Origin of the sequence: Streptomyces sp. BBFR25 (assembly GCF_044590125.1) — a bacterium.
Classification (GTDB): Bacteria; Actinomycetota; Actinomycetes; order Streptomycetales; family Streptomycetaceae; genus Streptomyces; species Streptomyces canus_D.
The window spans coordinates 2,397,321-2,414,866 of sequence record NZ_CP172447.1; the positions used below are offsets into that span (position 1 = coordinate 2,397,321).

Annotated in this window: 15 protein-coding genes; 1 reads left to right on the forward strand and 14 read right to left on the reverse strand. The window is 71.0% G+C overall.

Annotated features, from left to right (window positions below):
* Positions 1-76 precede the first annotated feature (76 nt).
* From ACGH52_RS10895 to rsmH, 14 genes are all read right to left on the reverse strand, one after another.
* Positions 77-718 (reverse strand): cell division protein SepF, encoded by a 642-nt coding sequence (locus tag ACGH52_RS10895; protein ID WP_059299077.1) that lies wholly within the window; start codon positions 716-718, stop codon positions 77-79.
* Positions 719-846: 128 nt separating this feature from the next.
* The gene (locus ACGH52_RS10900; protein WP_121703443.1) at positions 847-1,566 is read right to left on the reverse strand and encodes a YggS family pyridoxal phosphate-dependent enzyme; all 720 of its coding nucleotides are present in this window, start codon (positions 1,564-1,566) and stop codon (positions 847-849) included.
* A 6-nt stretch (positions 1,567-1,572) separates the two neighbouring features.
* Complete coding sequence (gene pgeF, locus ACGH52_RS10905) at positions 1,573-2,301, reverse strand: peptidoglycan editing factor PgeF (RefSeq protein WP_121703444.1); 729 nt, start codon at positions 2,299-2,301, stop codon at positions 1,573-1,575.
* Positions 2,298-3,500: a cell division protein FtsZ gene (gene ftsZ, locus ACGH52_RS10910; protein WP_030186508.1), complete on the reverse strand. Its 1,203-nt coding sequence runs from the start codon at positions 3,498-3,500 to the stop codon at positions 2,298-2,300. Before ftsZ ends, pgeF begins: the two co-directional genes overlap by 4 nt.
* Before the next feature lie 287 nt (positions 3,501-3,787).
* Positions 3,788-4,582 carry a cell division protein FtsQ gene (gene ftsQ, locus ACGH52_RS10915; protein ID WP_399938771.1) on the reverse strand — a complete coding sequence of 265 codons (795 nt, stop codon included), beginning with the start codon at positions 4,580-4,582 and terminating at the stop codon, positions 3,788-3,790.
* A 23-nt stretch (positions 4,583-4,605) separates the two neighbouring features.
* Entirely contained in the window at positions 4,606-5,700 is a 1,095-nt protein-coding gene (gene murG / locus ACGH52_RS10920) for an undecaprenyldiphospho-muramoylpentapeptide beta-N-acetylglucosaminyltransferase (RefSeq protein WP_059299072.1), read from the reverse strand.
* 6 nt (positions 5,701-5,706) lie between these two features.
* Positions 5,707-7,077, reverse strand: a complete 1,371-nt coding sequence (gene ftsW / locus ACGH52_RS10925) for a putative lipid II flippase FtsW (protein WP_059299071.1) — start codon at positions 7,075-7,077, stop codon at positions 5,707-5,709.
* Positions 7,078-7,154: 77 nt separating this feature from the next.
* On the reverse strand, positions 7,155-8,594 hold the full coding sequence (gene murD / locus ACGH52_RS10930; protein WP_399938773.1) for a UDP-N-acetylmuramoyl-L-alanine--D-glutamate ligase: 1,440 nt from the start codon (positions 8,592-8,594) through the stop codon (positions 7,155-7,157).
* Positions 8,595-8,602: 8 nt separating this feature from the next.
* A complete protein-coding gene (gene mraY, locus ACGH52_RS10935) occupies positions 8,603-9,694 on the reverse strand; it encodes a phospho-N-acetylmuramoyl-pentapeptide-transferase (protein WP_059299069.1) in 1,092 nt (363 codons plus the stop codon).
* Complete coding sequence (gene murF, locus ACGH52_RS10940; protein WP_076973906.1) at positions 9,694-11,109, reverse strand: UDP-N-acetylmuramoyl-tripeptide--D-alanyl-D-alanine ligase; 1,416 nt, start codon at positions 11,107-11,109, stop codon at positions 9,694-9,696. The genes mraY and murF overlap by 1 nt, the downstream gene beginning before the upstream one ends.
* 37 nt (positions 11,110-11,146) lie before the next feature.
* A complete protein-coding gene (locus ACGH52_RS10945; protein ID WP_399938775.1) occupies positions 11,147-12,679 on the reverse strand; it encodes a UDP-N-acetylmuramoyl-L-alanyl-D-glutamate--2,6-diaminopimelate ligase in 1,533 nt (510 codons plus the stop codon).
* A gap of 228 nt (positions 12,680-12,907) precedes the next feature.
* A complete protein-coding gene (gene ftsI, locus ACGH52_RS10950; RefSeq protein WP_076973908.1) occupies positions 12,908-14,872 on the reverse strand; it encodes a cell division protein FtsI in 1,965 nt (654 codons plus the stop codon).
* Positions 14,869-15,432 (reverse strand): hypothetical protein, encoded by a 564-nt coding sequence (locus tag ACGH52_RS10955; RefSeq protein WP_059299065.1) that lies wholly within the window; start codon positions 15,430-15,432, stop codon positions 14,869-14,871. The genes ftsI and ACGH52_RS10955 overlap by 4 nt, the downstream gene beginning before the upstream one ends.
* Before the next feature lie 79 nt (positions 15,433-15,511).
* A complete protein-coding gene (gene rsmH / locus ACGH52_RS10960) occupies positions 15,512-16,468 on the reverse strand; it encodes a 16S rRNA (cytosine(1402)-N(4))-methyltransferase RsmH (RefSeq protein WP_399938778.1) in 957 nt (318 codons plus the stop codon).
* A 427-nt stretch (positions 16,469-16,895) separates the two neighbouring features.
* On the opposite strand from rsmH, the gene ACGH52_RS10965 reads away from it, so the two are divergent.
* Complete coding sequence (locus ACGH52_RS10965; RefSeq protein WP_059299063.1) at positions 16,896-17,444, forward strand: carbonic anhydrase; 549 nt, start codon at positions 16,896-16,898, stop codon at positions 17,442-17,444.
* Positions 17,445-17,546 lie beyond the last annotated feature (102 nt).

Sequence of the window (17,546 nt, forward strand, 5' to 3'; positions counted from 1 at the left end):
GTGCTTCCCTCTCCCCTGAACCATCTCTCGGACCCTTCTTCGGGCCCGTGTTCTTGCTCTGTACCGGTGGTGCGTCTCAGCTCTGGTTGAAGAACCCGCCCTCTGCGATGCGGGCCTTGTCCTCCGCCGTGACATCGACGTTAGCAGGAGACAGCAGGAACACCTTCTGCGTCACCCGCTCGATACTGCCGTGAAGACCAAACACCAAACCGGCCGCAAAGTCGACAAGTCGCTTCGCATCTGTGTCATCCATCTCAGTGAGATTCATGATCACCGGAGTGCCCTCACGGAAGTGTTCCCCGATGGTACGGGCCTCGTTGTAGGTCCGGGGGTGAAGTGTGGTGATCCGGTAGGGCTCTCGTTCGGACACGACCTTGGGCATGATGACCGGTGCGCTCTTTTCCAGGCTTGCGCGCTCTTGTGTGATGGACGCCACGGGCGCGATCCGCGCCGGACGGCCGGATTCCGCCGCGAGCGAAGCGGAACGGGGCATCGGCTCGCGCTGCGCGGGCGGTTGTACGACTCGTACCTCTTCGTCCCTTTGGGGCTGATGCGCACCATGTGACTGGTGCGCCGGTTCGTGGCGCCGGTGATCCCGCTCGGGTTCCGGGTCCAGTTCTGGTTCGAAGTCGTCGTCGGGGTCGAACCCCCGGCCGTCGTACCCATCGTCCTCCACGAGGCCGAGGTAGACCGCCATCTTGCGCATCGCGCCGGCCATGCTCTGAGTCCTCCGCTCTGTGGTGGATCTGCCGACGACTCCAAGTGCCTGCGATCCACGAGGTCGTTGCGTCCGCCTTTCGGCGGTAATGACCATATTTTCTGCTGTGGTCCGACTTCTTGGCGACGTTACCCGAGCCTGGGTCGGACTCCGAGTACCGCAGTGCCGACGCGTACATGTGTCGCTCCGGCGGCCACGGCCTGTTCGAGGTCCGCACTCATCCCTGCGGAGACCATGTTCGCAGCCGGATGGGTTCGGCGCACGTAGGTCGACAAATCCATGAGGTGCTCGAACGCCGCCTGTTGGCGTCCCGCGTACTCGCCGGTGAGCGGGGCGACGGTCATCAGGCCGTCGAACCGCAGCCCGTCCGATCCGGCGACCAGGTCGGCCAACTCTTCGATTCCGGCGGGCGCGACGCCACCGCGCTCCCCGCGCCCGCTCTCCCCCGCGTCGAGCGCCACCTGGAGGAGGCAGCCCACCTCGCGACCGGCCCGTACCGCCTCCCGGGACAGGGCCGTGACCAGCCTGGCCCGGTCGACCGACTGCACGACGTCGGCGTAACCGACCACGGAACGCACTTTGTTGGTCTGCAACTGACCGACGAAATGCCACGAAAGCGGCAGGTCGGAGCAGGCGCCGGCCTTGGGGGCCGCGTCCTGGTCGCGGTTCTCCGCGACGTGGCGCACCCCGAGTTCCGAGAGAATGCGCACATCGTCCGCGGGGTAGGTCTTGGTGACCACGATGAGGGTCACGTCCTCGCGCGGGCGGCCCGCGGCCGCGCAGGCTGCGGTGATGCGCTCTTCCACTTTCGCCAGATTCGCGGCGAGTTCGTGCTTACGGTCCGTCATGCCCCATCAGTCCAGCCACACATAGCCCGCGAGCCGCCCGGTGGTGCGGTCGCGTCGGTACGAGAAGTGGTCCGCCGACTCCCGGGTGCACACCGGCGACTGCGCCCGGTCGCGCACCCCGAGCCGCTCCAGCTGCGCGTGCACCCCGGCGCCCACGTCGAGCGCCGGAGTGCCCCAAGCGGTGTCGGCGTACGCGGCCGGTTCGACGGCGGCCACCTCGGCGCGCATCTCCTCGGGCACCTCGTAGCACCGGCCGCACACGGCGGGGCCGGTGCGGGCGACGATCCTGGCGGGGTCCGCGCCGAGTTCGGTCATGGCCCGTACGGCGGCCGGGACGACCCCGGCGACCAGGCCGGGCCGGCCCGCGTGCGCCGCGGCGGCGACGCCGGAGACCGGGTCGGCGAGCAGGACGGGCACGCAGTCGGCGGTGAGGACGGCGAGGGCGAGACCGCGTTCGGCGGTGACGACCGCGTCGACCCGCGGGACCGGGCGGTCCCCCCAGGGCGCGTCGACCACGGCTACGTCGGCGCCGTGCACCTGGTTCATCCAGACCACCCGGGCCGGGTCGACGCCCAGCGACTTGGCCGCCAGCTCCCGGTTGGCCGTGACGGCGGCGGGGTCGTCACCGACCGCGCCGCCGAGGTTGAGCTCCTCGTACGGAACGGCGCTCACTCCGCCCCACCGGTCGGTGAAGCCGAAGTGCGCGCCGTTCACGGTGTCGCGCTGTCCTATCACTTCAGGAAGTCCGGCACGTCCAGTTCCTCGGCCGCGCTGTCCGAGTAGGTCCGCGACGGCGGAACCGGCGGCGGCGAGACCGGCGGCAGGTCGGCGACCGGCTCCGGCGCGGGCGCCTGCTCGGGCTCCTCCTTCGGCTTGACGCTGCCGAGCGAGCCGAAGGACGGACGGCTCTCGGACTGCCGGGCCGGGGTGGGCTCCTCGCGCTTGGCCGAGGAGGACCCGAGGACGTTGTCCCGCTTGGACGGCGGCTGGCCCCCGTCGAAGCCGGCCGCGATCACGGTGACCCGCACCTCGTCGCCGAGGGCGTCGTCGATGACCGCGCCGAAGATGATGTTGGCCTCGGGGTGGGCGGCCTCGCTGACCAGCTGGGCGGCCTCGTTGATCTCGAACAGGCCGAGGTCGGAGCCGCCGGAGATGGACAGCAGCACGCCCCGGGCGCCGTCGATGGACGCCTCCAGGAGCGGCGAGGAGATCGCCATCTCGGCGGCGGCCACCGCGCGGTCGTCGCCGCGGGCCGAGCCGATGCCCATGAGCGCCGAACCGGCCTCGGACATGACCGACTTCACGTCGGCGAAGTCGAGGTTGATCAGGCCGGGGGTGGTGATGAGGTCGGTGATGCCCTGCACACCGGACAGGAGCACCTGGTCGGCGGACTTGAACGCGTCGAGCACGCTGACCTGGCGGTCCGAGATGGACAGCAGCCGGTCGTTGGGGATGACGATGAGGGTGTCGACCTCTTCGCGCAGCTCGGCGATGCCGTCCTCGGCCTGGTTGGCCCGGCGCCGTCCCTCGAAGGTGAACGGGCGGGTGACCACGCCGATGGTCAGGGCGCCCAGCGAGCGGGCGATGTTGGCCACGACGGGCGCGCCGCCGGTGCCGGTGCCGCCGCCTTCACCGGCTGTCACGAAGACCATGTCGGCCCCCTTGAGGACCTCCTCGATCTCCTCGCGGTGGTCCTCGGCGGCCTTGCGGCCGACGGCCGGGTTGGCTCCGGCGCCGAGTCCGCGGGTGAGTTCGCGGCCGACGTCGAGCTTGACGTCGGCGTCGCTCATCAACAGCGCCTGCGCGTCGGTGTTGATGGCGATGAACTCGACGCCCTTGAGACCGACCTCGATCATCCGGTTGATGGCATTGACACCACCGCCGCCGACACCGATGACTTTGATGACTGCGAGGTAGTTCTGCGGTGCTGCCACGTCGAAGGCCTCTCGCCTCGAGTTACGTGTCGCCCGACCGCCGAAGCTCAATGCCCCCGCGACCCGACGACTGATGCCGATTGGGACGGTCCGTAGCGCCGACCCGAACCCTAACGCTGAAGTTTAGGGTTACCAGTGTGTCTGTTCCTTGGACTCTTCCGAACAGGACACTAAGTCGACAAGTGGCGCACGTTCAACGAACACGCCGAACCTCCCGTTTTTCTTTTCACCCTATGTGATCAGCCGTAGCGCTGCCCAACCAGGGTGCTGGCCTGCGCGTATACCCGTCAACTCCCCGATGACGCGGGGGCGGTGGGAACACTCACGTCGAAGTGCCGCGCGTCGGGCGTCGCTTTCATGAGCGCGGTGAGCGCGCGGGCTTTGCGTACGCCCTGCTCACCGCTGCCCCACGACACGGTCCTCTCGCCGCTCAGCTCCAGCGAGATGTCGTCGTAGGAACGGACCTTGACGACCCGTGTGTCCCGGGCGACCCTGGCCGGGAGCCGGCCGGCCACCCGCACCGCCTCGCGCACCAGGCGGTCGTCGTCGAAACGGCGCAGACTCGCCGCGGCGGAGCCGGAACGGGCGGGTTCCAATTCCAGCGCGGGCACGCCTTTCGGGGCCTTGGAAACCGTGGCGAAACGGACGCCTTCCTCGTCCACTTCCACGAAGTTTCGGCCCTTTTGGGCAATCAGGACCGGAGTACGCTCGGTCACTTTCAGCCCGATTCCGTGCGGCCAGGAACGCTCCACCTGGACCTCGTCGATGCGGGGCAATGTCCGGCGCAGCCGGGCCTCGACCGCCTCCGTGTCGACCGAGACCAGCGGGTCCCCGACCGGCACGTCGGCGGCCTCGCGCACCTGAGCGGGCGTCAGAACACGCGTACCCGAGACGGACACGTCTTCGAGACGGGTCCAGTTCGAGCCGTAGAGCACCCAGACGGTTCCGCCCGCGACGAGCACGAGCGCGACGGCGAGGATGATGATCGTACGAAGGCGGGGCGGCCGGAAGCGGCGTGCCCGGGGCGGGCCGGACGACTCCTGCTGGCGCGCACCCCGCTCGGCGGTGCTCGGTCCGGCCACGCTCCCCTGCCTTCCGTCAGTGTCTAGCGGTGCGCACGGGCGGCGATCGCCTCGTACACCATGCCGACGAGGAGGTCGTCGGCGTCCCGGCGGCCGAACTCGGCGGCGGCGCGGGACATCTCGTACAGCCGGTGCGGGTCGGCGAGCACGGGCAGGACGTTCTGCTGGAGCCACTCGGGCGTGAGTTCCGCGTCGTCGACCAGCAGCCCGCCGCCGGCCTTCACCACCGGCTGGGCGTTCAGCCGCTGTTCGCCGTTGCCGATGGGCAGCGGGACGTAGGCGGCCGGGAGTCCGACGGCGGAGAGTTCGGCGACGGTCATCGCGCCCGCGCGGCAGAGCATCATGTCGGCGGCGGCGTACGCGAGGTCCATCCGGTCCAGATAACTTACCGGGATGTACGGGGGCATCCCCGGCATCTGGTGGACCTGCGGCAGTTCGTTCTTGGGGCCGACCGCGTGCAGGATCTGGATCCCGGCCTGCTGGAGCCAGGGCGCGACCTGCTGGATCACCTCGTTGAGGCGGCGGGCGCCCTGCGAACCGCCGGTGACCAGCAGCGTCGGCAGGTTGGGGTCGAGCCCGAACATCGCGCGGGCCTCGGGACGGGCGGCGGCCCGGTCGAGGGTGGCGATGGAACGGCGCAGCGGGATGCCGATGTAGCGGGAGTTGCGCAGCTTGCTGTCGGGAGTGGAGACGGCGACCTGGGCCGCGTAGCGCGAGCCGATCTTGTTGGCCAGGCCGGGGCGGGCGTTGGCCTCGTGGACGACGATCGGCACGCCGAGCCGCTTGGCCGCGAGGTAGGCGGGCAGCGCCACGTAACCGCCGAAGCCGGCCACGGCGTCCGCCTTGGTGCGCTCCAGGATCTGCTCGGTCGCCTTGATGGTGCCGCGCAGCCGGCCCGGGACGGTGATCAGCTCGGGGGTGGGCTTGCGCGGCAGCGGTACGGCCGGGATCAGCGCCAGCTCGTAACCCCGCTCGGGCACCAGTCGGGTCTCCAGGCCGCGTTCCGTGCCCAGGGCCGTGATCCCCACGGTCGGATCCTGCCTGCGCAGGGCGTCCGCGAGGGCGAGCGCGGGCTCGATGTGGCCCGCGGTTCCTCCGCCGGCGAGTACGACATGCACCGAAATTCACCGCTCTCCGGACGAACGCGCCGCCGAGGCGCGCCGTCGCATCGTGTTCCAACTCCCAGGGCTCCGCTTGGCCGCGGGTCCCCTGGCTCCCCGCTTTCTACCAAAGCGAGGTTGCCGCAACGCAAGCGCCGCCCGCGCACCGGGTTCGTCACGCGCGAAGGCGATCAGCAGACCGATGGCGAACATGGTCGGCAGCAGGGCGGAACCCCCGTAGGAGAACAGCGGGAGCGGGACACCGGCGATCGGCAGCAGCCCGAGGACCGCACCGATGTTGATCACGGCCTGGGCCGTGATCCAGGTGGTCACGCCTCCCGCGGCATACCTCACGAAGGGGTCCTCCGTGCGTCCGGCCACGCGGATACCCGCATAGCCTAGAGCCGCGAAGAGGGCGAGCACCGACAGCGTCCCCGCCAGGCCCAGTTCCTCACCGGTGACGGCGAAGATGAAGTCGGTGTGCGCTTCGGGGAGTTGGCCCCATTTCTCCACACTGGCACCGAGCCCGGATCCGAACAGTCCGCCCGAGGCCAGGGCGTAGATGCCGTGCACGGCCTGCCAGCAGGAGTCGCCGGGGCCGGGGTCGGTGGCACCGAGGCAGTTGAGCCGGGCCATGCGGTTCGCGCTGGTCTTGATGAGGATGAAGCCGAGCAGCACGGCGATGGAGAGCACACCCGCGAACAGCCGGGTGGGCGCGCCGGCCAGCCACAGCAGACCGAAGAGGATCGCCGTGAGGATGATCGCGGTTCCCATGTCGCCGCCGATCATGATCAGCCCCAGCAGCATGAACGCGGCCGGCACCAGCGGCACCAGCATGTGCTTCCACTGGGTCAGCAGCTTCTTGTCGTGCTTGCGCGCGAGCAGGTCCGCGCCCCACAGCACCAGGGCCAGCTTGCCGAACTCGCTGGGCTGGATCTGGAAGGAGCCGCCCAGCGAGATCCAGTTCTGGTTGCCGTTGACCGCGACTCCTATCCCCGGCACCTGGACCAGGATCATCAGGAAGACGGCACCGGCGAGGATCGGATAGGCCAGTGCCCGGTGCAGTTTGACCGGCATCCTCATGGCGGCGACCAGGAGACCGGCGCCGATGAGCGCCGCGAGCGCCTGCTTGCGGAAGAAGTACGAGCCGGGCAGCGACAGCTGGAGCGCGGTGATCTGCGACGCCGAGTAGACCATCACCAGGCCGAGCACGGTGATCAGCAGACTGCCGCCGAAAATCAGGTAGTAGGCGGTCAGCGGCCGGTCCCAGGCGCGGCGCAGCCGGTGGTAGAGGCGGAGCACGGGGTTCTCGTGCGGCGGCCCCGGTGTGGCGGGTCGCCCGACGGACCGCTGTACGGGCGGACGTCCGGTGCGGCTCTGGGGACTACCGGGCATCGCGGCCTCCGCTGTCCGTCGGCGTGGACCGTCCCACGCGTCCTCCCGAGTTCACCCGGCGGCAGGAGGCGGCCGGGTCAGGCGCCGAGTTCGCGAACGGCCTGCGCGAACGCGTCACCGCGCTGGTTGTAGTTGGTGAACATGTCCATGGAGGCACAGGCCGGTGCCAGCAGCACCGTGTCGCCGGGCCGGGCGAGTCGCCGCGCCTCCTGGACGGCCTGGAGCATCGCCCCAGTGTCGGTCCGGTCGAGGTCGACCACGGGTACCTCGGGCGCGTGTCGCGCCAGGGCTTCGCGGATCAGGGCGCGGTCGGCGCCGATGAGGACGGCGCCGCGCAGCCGCTTCGCCGCCCCCGCGACCAGTTCGTCGAAGGTCGCGCCCTTGGCGAGGCCGCCGGCGATCCACACGATCGACTCGTAGGCCGCCAAGGAGGCTTCGGTGGCATGGGTGTTGGTGGCCTTGGAGTCGTCCACGTAGGACACCCCGTCCACGTCGGCGACGTGCGCGATGCGGTGGGCGTCCGGCGTGAAGGCGCGCAGCCCGTCCCGTACGGCGGCGGCGGAGACGCCGAAGGCGCGGGCGAGGCCCGCGGCGGCAAGGGCGTTGGCGATGTTGTGCGGGGCCGGCGGGTTGACGTCGGAGACCTCGGCGAGTTCCTGGGCGTTCTTGTGCCGGTCCTCGACGAAGGCGCGGTCGACCAGGAGGCCCTCCACGACGCCGAGTTGGGAGGGGCCGGGCGTGCCCAGCGTGAAGCCGACCGCCCGGCAGCCCTCCTCGACGTCGGCGGCGCGGACCAGGTCCTCGGTGGCCTTGTCGGCGACGTTGTAGACGCAGGCGACCCGGTTGCCCTCGTAGATACGGCCCTTGTCGGCGGCGTAGGCCTCCATCGAGCCGTGCCAGTCGAGGTGGTCCGGGGCGAGGTTGAGCACGGTGGCGGAGTGGGCGCGCAGGGAGGGTGCCCAGTGGAGCTGGTAGCTGGACAGCTCCACGGCGAGGACGTCGTACTCCTCCTCGCCGGTGACCGCGTCCAGCAGGGAGATGCCGATGTTGCCGACGGCGGCGGTGCGCAGCCCGGCCGCCTTCAGGATCGAGGCGAGCATCTGGACGGTGGTGGTCTTGCCGTTGGTTCCGGTGACCGCCAGCCAGGGCGCGGGCTTCCTGCCGTCCAGGCCGCGCAGCCGCCAGGCCAGTTCCACGTCGCCCCAGACCGGGACACCGGCCTGTTCGGCCGCCGTGAACAGGGGATGGGTCGGCTTCCAGCCGGGTGCGGTGACGATCAGCTCGGTGCCCTCGGGGAGCCCCGCGGCGGAGCCGCTGTCGGATGCTGTGCCGTCGCCCAGGCGCACGGTGACGCCGAGCGCCTCCAGCTGAGCCGCCTGCGCGCGCGACCGCTCGTCGTCGCCGTCGTTGACGACGGTGACGCGCGCGCCGAGCCCGTGCAGGACCTTGGCCGCCGGGACGCCGGAGACGCCGAGTCCGGCGACGGTGACGTGCTTGCCGGTGAATTCCGAAGGCACCGAGGAGGTCACTTGTCCGCTGCCCATCCCGCGTAGAAGAGGCCGAGTCCGACGATCACACAGATGCCCTGGATGATCCAGAAGCGGACCACGACAAGGACCTCGGACCAGCCTTTGAGTTCGAAGTGGTGCTGGAGTGGCGCCATCCGGAAGACCCGCTTGCCGGTGAGGCGGAAGGAGCCGACCTGGATGACCACCGACATGGTGATCAGGACGAACAGGCCGCCGAGGATGGCCATCAGCAGCTCGGTGCGCGAGCAGATCGCCAGACCCGCGAGCACACCGCCGAGCGCGAGCGAACCGGTGTCGCCCATGAAGATCTTGGCCGGCGAGGTGTTCCACCACAGGAAGCCGAGGCAGGAACCCATCAGCGCGGAGGCGACCACCGCGAGGTCGAGCGGGTCTCTCACCTCGTAGCAGGCGCCCGGGTTGGTCAGGGTCAGCGCGTTGGCGCAGGACTCCTGGAACTGCCAGACGCCGATGAAGGTGTAGGCGCCGAAGACCAGGACGGAGGCGCCGGTGGCCAGGCCGTCCAGGCCGTCGGTGAGGTTCACGCCGTTCGACATCGCGAGGATCATGAACAGCGCCCAGATGACGAACAGCACCGGGCCGATGGTCCAGCCGAAGTCGGTGATGAACGACAGCTTCGTGGACGCCGGGGTGTTGCCCCGGTTGTCCGCGAACTGCAGCGAGAGCACGGCGAAGCCGATGCCGACGATCAGCTGGCCGGCCATCTTCGCCTTGGCCCGCAGGCCCAGCGACCGCCGCTTGACGATCTTGATGTAGTCGTCGAGGAAGCCGACCAGGCCCATGCCCACCATCAGGCCGAGCACCAGCAGACCGGAGAAGGTCGGCCCCGCGTCGATGTCGGGGTCCAGATAGCTGGTGATGCCCTTGGCGAGGAAGTACGCGGCGACCGTCGCCAGGATGAAGGCGATACCACCCATGGTCGGCGTACCGCGCTTGCTGGCGTGCTCGCGCGGTCCGTCGTCGCGGATGTACTGGCCGTAGCCCTTGCGGGCCAGAAGCTTGATCAGCAGCGGGGTGCCGACCAGCGTCAGGAAGAGGCCAATGACTCCTGCGAACAGGATCTGCTTCATCATCGGGCGGCAACCTCACCCTCGGTGCCGGTCTCCAGCAGCGCCGTGGCGACGCTCTCCAGACCCACCGAACGGGACGCCTTCACGAGCACGACGTCCCCCGGGCGCAACTCGCTGCGCAACAGGTCGACCGCCGCCTGTGCGTCGGACACGTGCACCGACTCCTCACCCCACGAACCCTCGTTATATGCGCCCAGTTGCAGCCATTGGGCTTCCCTGCCCCCGACCGCGACGAGCTTGCTGACGTTGAGCCGGACGGCGAGCCGTCCGACCGCGTCGTGCTCGGCGAGCGCCTCGTCCCCGAGCTCGGCCATCTTGCCGAGCACCGCCCACGTACGGCGCCCCTTGCCCATGGCCACCAGCGCACGCAGCGCGGCTTTCGTGGACTCGGGGTTCGCGTTGTAGGCGTCGTTGACGACCGTCACGCCGTCCGGGCGCTCGGTGACCTCCATCCGCCAGCGGGAGAGGGAGCCCGCCTCGGAGAGCGCGGTGGCGATCTCGTCTGCGGACATGCCCAACTCGTGGGCGACGGCGGCCGCGGCGAGCGCGTTCGACACGTGGTGCTCACCGTACAGGCGCATGGTCACATCGCTTGCACCGGAGGGTGTGTGAAGGCTGAAGGAAGGCTGTCCGGTGTCCGTGAGTCGCACGTTCTCGGCGCGAACGTCCGCTTCGCCGGACTCTCCGAAAAGGATCACCTTCGCCTTCGTTCGGGAGGCCATGGCCCGTACGAGGGGGTCGTCCGCGTTGAGGACCGCGGTGCCCCCCTCCTCGGCCGCCGGCAGCGCCTCGACGAGTTCGCCCTTGGCCTGGGCGATCTGCTCCCTGCCGCCGAACTCGCCGATGTGCGCGGAGCCGACGTTGAGGACGAGGCCGATCCTGGGCGGGGTCAGTTCGCACAGGTACCGGATGTGGCCGATGCCGCGGGCGCCCATCTCCAGGACGAGGAACTTCGTCTCGTCGGTGGCGGTGAGCGCGGTGAGCGGCAGTCCGACCTCGTTGTTCATGGAACCGGGCGTGAACACCGTGGGCGCCTTGCGGCGCAGGACCTGGGCGATCAGGTCCTTGGTGCTGGTCTTGCCGGCCGACCCGGTGAGGGCCACGAGGGTGGTGCCGAGGCGTCGCACGACGTGCCGGGCGAGGGCGCCCAGGGCGCTCTGGACGTCGTCCACGACGATCGCGGGCACGCCGACGGGGCGGGAGCCGAGGACGGCCACCGCACCCGCTTCGACGACCTGCGCGGCGAAGTCGTGGCCGTCCACCCGTTCGCCCACGAAGGCGACGAAGAGGCTGCCCGGCCCCGCTTCCCGGGAGTCCCGGACGACCGGCCCGGTGACCGCGGCGGAGGCGTCCGGTATGTCGTGCATCCGCCCGCCGACGACTTCTGCGATCTCGGCGAGTGAGAGGGTGATCACAAGTTCGTCCCCTGGATCAGGATCAGGATCGGCTGGATCATTCGGGATCTCGTCCCTGGGTCTTCTGGATGGCTTCGCGCAGCACCTGGCGGTCGTCGAAGGGTCGGACGACCCCGGCGATGTCCTGGCCCTGCTCGTGGCCCTTGCCGGCCACCAGCACCGTGTCGCCGGGCTCGGCCCGGGCCACGGCGGCGGCGATCGCGGCGGCCCGGTCCTCGAAGACCTGCACCTCGCCGCGCTCGTGCGCGGGCACGGAGGCGGCACCCTGGAGCATGGTGGCGAGGATCGCGAGGGGGTCCTCGGAGCGGGGGTTGTCGGAGGTCAGTACGGCGGTGTCGGCGAACCGGGCCACGGCGGCGCCCATCGGCTCCCGCTTGGTGGTGTCCCGGTCGCCGCCGCAGCCGAGCACGGCGTGCAGCTTGCCCTCGGTCACCTTGCGCAGGGCGCGCAGCACGGACTCGACGGCGTCGGTCTTGTGGGCGTAGTCGACCACCGCGAAGTACGGCTGGCCCTCGTCCACCCGCTCCAGACGGCCCGGCACGCCCGGTACGGCGGCGACACCGTCGGCGGCGCTCTGCGGATCGAGTCCGGCGGCGGCCAGGGCGACGATCGCGGCGAGGGTGTTCGCCACGTTGAACGGTCCGGCCAGCGGCGACCTGGCGGCGATCCGCTCGCCCTTCGGCCCGAGCACGGTGAACGTGGAGTCCAGCGGGCCGACCTCGACCTCGTCGGCGCGCCAGTCGGCGTCCGGGTGGCCCTCGGCGGAGTAGGTGACGACCGGGACGGTGGCCTCGTTGGCGAGGCGCCGCCCGTACTCGTCGTCGACGTTGACCACGCCGAGTTTGCTGCGCTTCGGCGTGAAGAGCTGCGCCTTGGCCTGGAAGTAGTCCTCCATGCCGGAGTGGAACTCCATGTGCTCCGGGCTGAGGTTGGTGAAGACCGCGATGTCGAAGACGCAGGCGTCGACGCGGCCGAGCACCAGGGCGTGGCTGGAGACCTCCATGGCGACCGCCTCGGTGCCGCGCTCGCGCATCACCGCGAACAGCGCCTGGAGGTCGGTGGCCTCGGGCGTGGTCCGCTCGGACTTGATGCGCTCGTCGCCGATGCGCATCTCGACCGTGCCGATCAGTCCGGTGGACTTCGCCGTGCGCAGACCGCCCTCGACGAGGTAGGCGGTGGTGGTCTTGCCGGAGGTGCCGGTGATGCCGATCTGGAGGAGTTCGCGGCCGGGGTGGCCGTAGATCGTCGCGGCCAGTTCGCCCATCCGCGCGCGCGGGTCGTCGACGACGAGCGCCGGCAGTCCGGCGGCCGCGGCACGCTCCGCGCCGGCCGGGTCGGTCAGCACGGCGGTGGCGCCGAGGCCGGCGGCCTGGGTGACGAAGTCGGCGCCGTGCAGGCGGGCTCCGGGGAGGGCGGCGTACAGGTCACCGGGGCGGACGGCACGCGAGTCGTGGGTGATGCCCGTGACCTCGGCGGAGCCGTCCGGCGCGGTGACACCCAGCTGATCGGCGAGTTCCGCGAGGGGTGTGGCGGAGATCCGCACCGGCCGGGGCGGTCCCGGGTATGTCACGGGGTGGCCCTTCTGGGTGGTTTGGGACTGATCAGGGTGTGGCACGGCGGTGAGCGTACCGGGCGTACCCGCTTCCCGGCGAAGCGAGGGCTGGGGGGAGGCCTGGGGGGCGCTCCGGTTCCCGGGGTCGGGGGTGATCGTTGTCACGGGTGGTTCCTGGGGGCTCGGTACTGAAACGGCGCTGGCTCGGTACGGGCTCGATACGGGGCGGGGGCGGGGCGGTACGGCTCAGGGTTTGAAGGTGACCGGGAGCCTCGCGGGGGCGGCCCCGGTCGGCGGGACCTGGAGGGTCTTCAGGGCGAACTCCATGACCTGCTTGTAGATGGGACCGCAGATCTGGCCGCCGAAGTAGCTGCCCTGGGTGGCGTTCTGGATGGCGCAGTAGACGGTGACGCGGGGCTTGTCGGCGGGGGCGAACCCGGCGAAGGACGAGGTGTAGCCGTGGTACTTGCCGGTGGCCGGATCCACTCGGTTGGCCGTGCCCGTCTTGCCCGCCACCCGGTAGCCGGGGATGCGGGCCTTGGTGCCGGTGCCCTCCTCGTCGTCGACGACGGACTCCAGCATCTGCGAGAGGGTCTTGGCGGTCTTCTCGCTGGTCACGCGGGTCTTCTGCGGTTCGGGGGCCGGGGTGAAGCGTCCGTCGGCGTCCTTGGTGCCGCGGACGAGCGTGGGTTCGATCCGGACGCCGCCGTTGGCGATGGTCGAGTAGATCGAGGCCGCCTGGAGCGCGTTCACGGAGACGCCCTGGCCGAAAGGAATCGTGTACTGCTGCGAGGTCGACCACTGGCCGGGCGGCGCGAGGATGCCCTTGGTCTCCCCCGGGAAGCCGAGGCCGCTGTAGTCGCCGAGGCCGAACTTGCGCAGGTAGGAGTAGAGCACCTTGTTGGCCTCGGCCTGGGTCTTGCCCAGTTCGCCGGTGGCCATGATCGTGCCGATGTTGCTGGACTTGGCGAGCACGCCGTTGAGCGTGAGGTACCAGGTCGGGTGGTCGATGTCGTCCTTGAAGAGCCGGTCGCCGCGCTTGAGCCGGTTGGGGACGGTGATGTGGGTGTCCGGGGTGGCGGCGTTCTCCTCCAGCACGGCCGCCATCGACAGCACCTTGGCGGTGGAGCCCGGTTCGAAGGCGTCCTGGAGCGCGGCGTTGCCCAGCGCGCCCGGGTCGGCGTGCGCGAGGTCGCCCGGATCGAAGCTCGGCGAGTTGGCCATGGCGAGGATCTCGCCGGTCTGCGTGTCCTGGACGATGACGTAGCCGCCGTCCGCCTTGGACTTCTCCACCTGCTCGCTGATGGCGTGCTGCGCGGCCCACTGGATGTCGCGGTCGATGGTCAGCTCGACGTCGCTGCCGGGCACGGCGGGCGTTTCGGTGGAACCGGCGGTGGGCACCTGGCGCCCGCCGGACTGGGCGTAGCGGATCTTGCCGTCCTCGCCGGCCAGCGTCTTGTCCAGCTTCCGCTCCAGGCCGCCGCCGCCCTTGCCGTCGGCGCCGACCCAGCCGAGGATGCCGGCGGCGAGGTCGCCGCCCGGGTACACGCGCTTGCTGCTGGGGTCGGCGAAGACGCCCGCGAGCGCGTTGACCGTCGACCTGTCGGTCTCCGCCTTGGTGGTGAGCGCGGTCTTCAGGTCCTTGATCTGGTTCCAGACCTGGGGGGTCTGGCGGCGCGCGAGGCGGACGTAGCGCAGTTCCTTGTTCTTCGGGCGGAGCACCTTGGCCAGCTGCTCCTGGTCCTGGCCGAGGATCGGCGCGAGGAGCGCCGCCGCCTGCTCGGGTCCGTCGTCGACCTTCAGCTGCTCGCGGGTGAACATCGTGGGGTCGGCGGTGATGTCGTAGGAGTCCACGGTGCTCGCGAGGGCGACGCCGTTGCGGTCGGTGATCCCGCCGCGTTCGGCGGGCAGGGTGTGCACGACGTAGCGGTTCTGCTCGGCCTTGGCGGAGTACGTGCCGGCGTCGACGGCCTGCACCTGGAGGAGCCGTACGACGAAGGCGGCCAGCACCAGGGTCAGCGCGAGGCCGATCATGCGCAGCCGGGGGCGCGGGCTGCCCAGCCGGAAGGCGCGGGGCGCCGGCCGGGGCGGTCCTGGCCTGCGGGCCGGCCGGGCACCCGGTCCCGGGCGGCGCCCGCCGCCGGGGCGGACGGGCCTCGCGGGTCCGGGCACCCGGCGGCGCGGCGGTTCCCTGTCGGACACTTCCGTCACCTGCCGGGAGTCGGGGTCGGGGTGGGCGTCGCCGCTGTGGTGGGGGTGGCGGCCGTGCTGGGTGGGGCTGCGGTGGTGGGCGTGGGGGCCGGTGCCGACGGAGGGGTGTAGGGGGACGGCGTGCCCGTGACCGCGCCGGCGGACGTGGAGGCCAGCGCCTCGGGGGCGAGCACGAGCGGGGTGGCCGCGGCGGGCGCGGGGCTGGGGACGCCCTTGACGGTGCCGTCGGGGTCGAGGAAGGCGGGGTCGCCGCCGGGCACCATGCCCAGTTCGCGGGCGCGGCGCTGGAGGGCGCTGGGGGCGGAGTAGGCGTCGATGTCCCGCTGGAGCGCCTGTTCCTCGTCGGTGAGTTCCTTGGTGCGCTGCTTGAGGTCGTCCAGTTGGAAGGAGCCCTCGCTCAGGGCGGAGTTCAGCACGAGGAGCCCGATGAGGCCGCCGCCGAGGAGGAGGACGACCAGGAGGACGAAGGGCGCCCGGGCCGCCTGGCCGCGGCCGCCGCCGGTGGGCAGGAGCCGGGCGAGCCGGGCCGCCCGGCCCTTCAGTTCGGGTTTCCTGCTCACTCGCCCTCCCCTCGGCCCCGGGTGGGCCGTCCACACCCTCGCCTGGCCTGCCTCGCTCGTTCCACCCGACGGACCGCCCTCACCCGAGGGACTCCCTGATGCGCTCGGCGCCGCGCAGCCGTGCGGGTGCCGCCCGCCGGTTCTCGGCGATCTCCTCCTCGGTGGGGAGTTCGGCTCCGCGCGTGAGCAGCTTGAGTCGCGGCGCGTACTGCTCCGGGACGACGGGCAGGCCGGGCGGGGCGGTGTTGGCGGCGCCGGCCGCGAAGACCTGCTTGACCAGCCGGTCCTCCAGCGAGTGGTACGACAGCACGGCGATCCGCCCGCCGACCGCGAGGGACTCGACGGCCGCCGGGATCGCCCGCTCCAGGACGGCCAGCTCGCCGTTGACCTCGATGCGCAGGGCCTGGAAGGTGCGCTTGGCCGGGTTGCCGCCGGTGCGCTTGGCGGCCTGCGGCAGCGCCGCGCGGATCAGCTCCACGAGGCGGGCGCTGTTGGTGAACGGCTCCTTCTCGCGCTCGCGCACGACCGCGGACACGATCCGCTTGGCCTGCTTCTCCTCGCCGTACGCCCGCAGGATGCGGACGAGTTCGCCGGGCGGGTAGGTGTTGAGGACCTCGGCGGCACTCATGCCGGTCGTCTGGTCCATCCGCATGTCGAGCGGGGCGTCCTGGGCGTAGGCGAAGCCGCGGTCGGCCTCGTCGAGCTGCATGGAGGAGACGCCGAGGTCGAACAGCACGCCCTGGACGCGGGGGACGCCGAGCCGGTCGAGCACCTCGGGCAGCTCGTCGTAGACGGCGTGCACGAGGGTGGCGCGCTCGGCGTACGGAGCGAGCCGTTCGCCGGACAGGCGCAGGGCCTCCTTGTCGCGGTCGAGCGCGACGAGCCGGGCCTCGGGGAAGCGGGCGAGGAGCGCCTCGCTGTGCCCGCCGAGTCCCAGCGTGCAGTCGACGACCACGGCTCCCGGCTCCTGGAGGGCGGGCGCCAGCAGGTCCAGACACCGCTGGAGCATCACCGGGACGTGTCGACTCTGGCTCAAGTGAGGCGGCCTCTCAGGTCCGGCGCGGCGTCACGCACTGCCGGGTCCCCTCCCGCTCGCATCTGAAGGGGAGGCCTGCCGGCGCCAAGAGCGTCGGCCGGCCGGGAGCGGGAGGAGGCCGAGCCGTACGTACGCGCCGCGCACGTGGGGAGATCTGGCGGGACGTCGCCCAGGTCTCCGGGGAATTCAGTCCAGCAGGGAGGACCTCGCCTCCCGCTTCGCGTCACTTTAGTCCACCGTGTCGCCCGGTCAATCAACCGGCCTGCGCGTCGCGGCCCCGGCGTCCGCAAACCGGCATCGCGCGGCTTTTCACTCGGACGGCCGCATCCGCACCGCCCTGTGGGCCTGCTCACAACAAGCCGCGATGACGTTCTTTGTCCCGCTTCACAGCGGGCCACGGGCGGGGGCGGCCAGTAACGTCATGGATATGACGACTTCTGCATCGGTACCCGCAGGCCCCGAATCCGCCGTAGTGGCCGACCACACCGTGACCGACCGGCTCGTCGAGGCGAACGAGCGCTACGCCGCCGCGTTCACCGACCCCGGCATGGACGCCCGCCCCGTACAGCGTGTCGCGGTCGTCGCCTGCATGGACGCGCGCCTGGACCTGCACGCCGCGCTCGGCCTGAAGCTCGGCGACTGCCACACCATCCGCAACGCGGGCGGTGTCGTGACCGACGACGTGATCCGCTCCCTGACCATCAGCCAGCGGGCGCTCGGCACCCGCAGCGTGGCCCTCATCCACCACACGGGCTGCGGCATGGAGACCATCACCGAGGAGTTCCGGCACGATCTGGAGCTGGAGGTCGGCCAGCGTCCGGCGTGGGCGGTGGAGGCCTTCCGGGACGCCGACCAGGACGTGCGGCAGTCGATCGAGCGGGTGCGCACCTCGCCGTTCCTGCTGCACACCGAGGACGTGCGCGGTTTCGTCTTCGACGTGAAGACGGGCCTGCTGCGCGAGGTCGACCCCGCCTGATCGGGTGGCCGCCCCGACGATCCCGCCGTGCGAGCGCCGCAAAGGCCGTAAGGGCCGACATATCGCGGTCAGTTGTCCACAGGCGAGTGACACGAATCGGTA

Bases quoted from the DNA above. Each gene is read 5' to 3' on its own strand.
- ACGH52_RS10895 (WP_059299077.1), bottom strand. From the start codon at position 718: ATGGCCGGCGCGATGCGCAAGATGGCGGTCTACCTCGGCCTCGTGGAG.
- ACGH52_RS10900 (WP_121703443.1), bottom strand. From the start codon at position 1,566: ATGACGGACCGTAAGCACGAACTCGCCGCGAATCTGGCGAAAGTGGAA.
- ftsW (WP_059299071.1), bottom strand. From the start codon at position 7,077: ATGCCCGGTAGTCCCCAGAGCCGCACCGGACGTCCGCCCGTACAGCGG.
- mraY (WP_059299069.1), bottom strand. From the start codon at position 9,694: ATGAAGCAGATCCTGTTCGCAGGAGTCATTGGCCTCTTCCTGACGCTG.
- ACGH52_RS10965 (WP_059299063.1), top strand. From the start codon at position 16,896: ATGACGACTTCTGCATCGGTACCCGCAGGCCCCGAATCCGCCGTAGTG.